The 5,527-nt window shown below is 42.0% G+C and carries 5 protein-coding genes; 3 read left to right on the top strand and 2 right to left on the bottom strand.

Translation table 11 applies throughout. The features are described from left to right. Positions 1 to 356 precede the first annotated feature (356 nt). Positions 357 to 863, bottom strand: a complete 507-nt coding sequence (locus NGM62_RS21425) for a pyridoxamine 5'-phosphate oxidase family protein (protein ID WP_262250347.1) — start codon at positions 861 to 863, stop codon at positions 357 to 359. Positions 864 to 1,043: 180 nt separating this feature from the next. Between NGM62_RS21425 and NGM62_RS21420 the strand changes: the two genes are divergently transcribed. Together NGM62_RS21420 and NGM62_RS21415 are read left to right on the top strand one after the other, a co-directional pair. Beyond that, a complete protein-coding gene (locus NGM62_RS21420; protein WP_262250346.1) occupies positions 1,044 to 2,300 on the top strand; it encodes a putative DNA modification/repair radical SAM protein in 1,257 nt (418 codons plus the stop codon). Positions 2,301 to 2,309: 9 nt separating this feature from the next. Then, complete coding sequence (locus tag NGM62_RS21415) at positions 2,310 to 3,071, top strand: TIGR03915 family putative DNA repair protein (RefSeq protein ID WP_262250345.1); 762 nt, start codon at positions 2,310 to 2,312, stop codon at positions 3,069 to 3,071. Between the two features lie 279 nt (positions 3,072 to 3,350). Here NGM62_RS21415 and NGM62_RS21410 read toward each other — a convergent pair whose 3' ends face one another. Next, the gene (locus tag NGM62_RS21410) at positions 3,351 to 3,554 is read right to left on the bottom strand and encodes an ORF6N domain-containing protein (protein ID WP_262250344.1); all 204 of its coding nucleotides are present in this window, start codon (positions 3,552 to 3,554) and stop codon (positions 3,351 to 3,353) included. 972 nt (positions 3,555 to 4,526) lie between these two features. On the opposite strand from NGM62_RS21410, the gene NGM62_RS21405 reads away from it, so the two are divergent. Further along, positions 4,527 to 5,252 carry a DUF6577 family protein gene (locus NGM62_RS21405; RefSeq protein ID WP_262250343.1) on the top strand — a complete coding sequence of 242 codons (726 nt, stop codon included), beginning with the start codon at positions 4,527 to 4,529 and terminating at the stop codon, positions 5,250 to 5,252. Positions 5,253 to 5,527 lie beyond the last annotated feature (275 nt).

The following is a 5,527-nucleotide window of genomic DNA, read 5'->3' as shown; positions in this document are numbered from 1 at the left end:
ACTTCAAAAAAGAAATATTGGGCTTTTTAAGGGTTGACTAGTTAGCTGGCATTTTTGTTCTGCTATTTGGGATTTGCATTCCATTGCCGCAAAAATAAATTCGTGCCTGGACAACCAAACAGCTCTCGTTAAAAAGGACTAATAACAAAAGAAATGGGCATCAATAGTAATGACACCAAGCAACTAAGGATTTTGTTAATCGGTCAAAAGCCCCGAAAGTGATTCGTCACTCAAAATAATCACCGTACTCGTTCAGCCTATGAGCCATTTCTGAAGCTACATGGCTCAATCCAGTTGTATCGGTTGCTTCTTCCAGGATACTGGCCTGCTTAAGCATTGGCAGAACAAACGATAATTTACAGGTTAAGTTCGCCTTCTCTACCTATATCCATTTTCTGGCCAGTAACGGCGCTGGCTGCTACTTTCAGGATCGTCATCAACTTATTAGATTTATTATCCCAATAATGTGCTTCAACAGGGGCGATTTTCAAGACCCTTATCCGAGCATCATCCTTCCCTTTTTCAAACCATCCCTCCATCATCCTATTCCAGTATTTTTCTATCCGCTGCTTATCATTGGTGATTTCCGCCACCCCGTTTACATTCAGGAAATTATAGTCGCCTACATGGGAAAACAATACACTCGCTTTATTATTCTTCTTTAAGTTAGCGTAGGTCTCGCTTTCGGATGAAAATAAATACCAGATGTTACCTTCATCATCCACCTCTTGTCGGCTCATGGGAACTGCATGCGGATAGTCACCAGAGGCTGTAAAGGAACAAAGTATGCCGATATCAATCGTATTGACCATGTCTTTCAGCTTTCCAATGGCTTCTTTGTCTTTCAAATTTTCTGTGCTCATTTCTTACGTTGATGTTAAGATAAAACCTGTCGCTTATGCGTGATACTTTTTTATGCGAATACGAATGCATAACAGTCTGCTGAATTTTTTGTTTGCTTTGACGAAGCGAATCATTTCTGAAGCAATTTTATGTTACTATTTTTTTTAGCATATTTGAGGCAGTTAAATTACATGGGAAATATGGAGCGAATTGAGGAAAAACTAGCTATCCTTGCCGATGCCGCCAAATATGACGTGAGTTGCAGCTCCAGCGGAAGCCGGCGCAGAAACAACGGTGGTATCGGCGACGCATCGCGGTCGGGCATATGTCACACCTATACCGAAGATGGCCGTTGTGTGTCGCTGTTGAAAATATTATTGACCAACCATTGTATTTACGATTGCGCGTTCTGTGTAAGCCGTAGGAGCAACGATGTCAGACGGGCTGCCTTTACGGTGGGTGAAGTCATTGACCTGACCATGAATTTTTACCGGCGCAATTACATCGAAGGTCTGTTCCTCAGTTCAGGGATTTTCAAAAGCGCAGATTTTACAATGGAGCGTCTGCTGCTCATCGTTAAAAAGCTACGCTTGGAAGAACGGTACCATGGCTATATCCACCTTAAAACCATTCCCGGCGCCAGTGAGGAGCTTATTAAGGAAGCCGGCCTTTACGCCGACCGGATGAGCATAAACCTTGAGCTGCCCACTGAAGCCGGCCTGAAAATGGTCGCTCCAGAAAAGGACCACGAATCGGTCAAGAAGCCACTCGCTTTGATCCAAAATCAAATCAGCACCTATAAAGCGGAAAAAAAAATTATCAAGCAGGTGCCGTCTTTCGTCCCGGCCGGTCAGAGCACGCAGCTGGTCGTCGGAGCCACACCCAAAACAGATTTTGAAATTATGCAGGTAGCAAATACCTTCTATCAGGACTACAAGCTAAAAAGGGTATATTATAGCGGCTATATTCCTATAAATGATTCTCACAGCCTGCTGCCACAGATTGGCTCGGCACCACCCCTCCTGCGCGAAAACCGATTGTATCAAACCGACTGGTTACTCCGTTTTTACGGTTTCAAGCTAGAAGAGCTTCTTGATCCAGCACACCAGCAACTCGATTTGACCGTTGATCCCAAGTTGAGTTGGGCATTACGCAACCCGCAATTCTTTCCAGTAGATATCAACCGGGCAAATTTGAAGGAAATCATCCGTGTGCCGGGCATTGGCCGTCAGTCGGCGATGAAGATTATCCACGCCCGCAAATTCGGGCGCCTGTACGCCTACCAGCTGCAAAAAATGGGACTGGCCTTTAATCGGGCTAAGCATTTCATAAGCTATGCAGATGCTCCCTTTATCCTCGGCGCACCATCAATGGAAACCATAAAACAGGCCATCCTTTCGGAGTCCACCAGCAAGTATGCCTCAAAAGTGCACACCCATCAACTGACACTATTCTGAGGTTTTGACATGGATTATATCTTTGACGGTTCCTACTCCGGCTACCTAACGGGCCTATTCGAGTGTTTCGAACGCAGCGAATGGGACGCTACGCCCCGTTCTGCGGCAATTCCCCAAGGGTCGCTTTTCGGAAGCCATCGCGTAATTACCACTGATCTGACCAAAGCAAAACGAGTACAGACCGGGTTAATGAAGCAATTGGGAGCAAAAGACGCAGAAGCTTTTTTTCATGTATTTTTGTCAGAAAATCCCAGCGCTTGGACGTCAGGTTATAAGTTAATACAGCAGGTTTTCAAGGGAAGACCCAATATCCTGAAAAATTTCGGGGAGCACGACGTGCTTTATTTTGTAAAGACTTTAAAGCAAGTAAATCGTGAACGTCATCGTATGAAAGCATTCGTACGGTTCAGCAAATGTACCAATGGATTGTTTTTCGCTACAGTAGAACCCGATTTTAATGTACTACCGCTCATTGCGACGTTTTTCAAAAACCGGTACGCCGACCAATCCTGGCTGATATTTGATGTCAAGCGGCGTTATGGAATCCTATACGATCAAACCAACGTGCGAGAAGTGCATTTGACTACTACGCTAGCTGGAGGGCCATCAGCCGAAGCAACCTCCTTTTCATTGGATGAACGCGATGATCTGTTTAAACGCCTGTGGAAGCTGTATTTCCAAAGTACAAATATTACCGCTCGTCGCAACTTGAAACTGCACGTGCAACATGTACCGAAACGCTACTGGAAATATTTAGTAGAAAAAAACTGAGCGGCGTAATTAAATTACGTTGTATCGGACCTGCCAAAGGCGGCCATTGGGAGGTAATCGGCAACTAAATTTCTATTTACTACCGTAGCTAATTTTCGAGGAGATTACACCACTTATTACATACTTTACGTAGTAATTGTCGTTTGTCTGTGCGTCGCCACTTTTATCTTCTTTTTTACAAGAGGAGAAAGTAAATAGAGTAAATAAGCCAAATACAGTTAGTATTGCAGTCAAGGTGTGTTTTCTAAAATATGTTTTCATCTTTATATTGCAATTTCGTTAATAGCAACCATTTACTTTGCTAATGGCACTGTTGCTATTCAATATGCAGACGTGCATAGATACACCTTGTTCAGTAAAGGTAACGGCAAAGGGCGTGGCGGGACTATGTTTTGCGCGCTGGGGGAGCTTATCACAGATTGTGATAAGCTCGCGCCATTCTTCTCCGGCTATCGCTATCTCGTCATTTTTGGTTTCGGCCATTAATCATTAGGCTTAAAATTGCTTTCAGTAAACCGTCACAATCTGTGATCTCACGTTTCTAGATCTCGTGTCTTTGCTCTTTATTAATCCATTTTTCGTATGCAATAAGTCCTTTGATCACCCGGATAGCACTTAAACGACAACACCATGGGTGCAGCAGCATTAAAACAGATGATTATCTTTAAAACCTGTCCTTGTTTATTTGTTAATGATTGTTCCCGATCAATTATCGCGGTCACATCGGCTACGCTAAAGGTAAAAACTTTTACCGCCACATCCAAATTTTTGAACCACCGAATGGTTTTCGTAAGTTAGCTTACGGTAGGTGTTTATTGGTTTCCGGCCTACGGCCGGATCTGCGTCGTTTCCATGAGATGCGGTTAACCACTCGGCCGTTCCCATGTAGATAAGGACGGCCCGGACTTTTTTCACACCGCAAAATAATCCCCTCCCCCCTAACCCCATTGGGGCGGAGAACCGTTACGTACAGCGTGACGGGTTTCTCTTTTTTAGCCGCTTTTGTCATCAACTTGTCTATTTAACATCTCTTAACAGATTCGTTGTAACAAAACGGGACCGAAGTGCGTTATATAGTNACGGGTTTCTCTTTTTTAGCCGCTTTTGTCATCAACTTGTCTATTTAACATCTCTTAACAGATTCGTTGTAACAAAACGGGACCGAAGTGCGTTATATAGTCAGTTAGTAAAATTTGTCTTTTCATAATTTAGGTTTATAATTGGTTAGTTTGAAAGCCCCGATTCTCCCCGTTTCGGGGCTTTGCTTTTACTGCTCTCACCATGGATGACCTTCGGGACTTATATTGCTTCGTTATCTTACATCCGTTATTTTTCCTTTTGGAGTGAAAGCTTTCTGCTCTTTCCAACAGCATACGCAAGTGTATAACTTTGACAAAATATAACTTTTGTGCCGAACTTATATAAAATTATATTACATTTACCATAAAAAAGATCTTGGCAGAAGTATTAGAAAAATACATTAGTCGTTATTTCAAGGGAAACGAAAGACTTCCCAAGCAGAGGCTTGTGGAATCAATAAAGAAAGATTTTCCTTCTTGGTCTGACAATACCATCAACATGTATCTGTCTAAGCTGAAGAAACAGGGAGTCATAAACGCCCCCTCCAGAGGGGTTTATGAGGTGGACCGTTTCAGCCCTTTTCAACCCAATATCTCAACTACGCTAAAAAGAATATTCAATAAAGTAAAACGTGAATTTCCTTATATCACTTTTTGTATTTGGGATACGGTGTGGTTGAATGATTTTATGCGTCATCAGCCTTTTAAACATTATGTCGTTATGGAAGTAGAAAAAGATGCTTCCGAATCCGTATTTACCTTTCTAACAGAAACCACAAGAAACGTTTTCTTTAATCCTGGTGAAGAAATATTTGACCGTTACATTAATAATCAAGATGAAGTTATCATTGTGAAAAATATGGTTTCGGAGTCTCCCCTAATCGAAAAAGAGAAAATTATTATTCCTGCATTGGAAAAGTTATTGGTGGATATGCTGATTGATACGGCACTTTTTTCAGCACAGCAAAATGAAAAGGAATTTATTATGCGGAGTGTAGTGGGAAAATACACCTTAAATGAGTTAAAGATGCGCAGGTATGCTGTCCGAAGAAACAGAGAACGAGAAATTGATGAACTGATAAATATAAGTTTGGCAAAATAAATTTATTTATGCCAATGCTATATAAATTATGATAGACACAAAGTCCTATACAATTGAGTGGATTACCGACTTACGGAACAAGTTGGGGAAACGCATGGACCCAAAACTGATTGAAAAGGTAATATATGCTCTGACACTTTTGGAGCAACTGCAATTGAATCAGCTGAACTTTGTGTTTAAGGGTGGAACAGCTCTACTTTTAGCTACGGAAATACCAAAAAGGTTTTCGATTGTAATACTCCCCTAATCCTGGGCCAGCGGTTTAGTTAAAATTT

This window comes from Parapedobacter soli, from assembly GCF_025460835.1.
GTDB lineage: Bacteria > Bacteroidota > Bacteroidia > Sphingobacteriales > Sphingobacteriaceae > Parapedobacter > Parapedobacter soli.
Note: the sequence above shows the minus strand (reverse complement) of the source record. Positions and strands in the feature narration are given on the sequence as shown.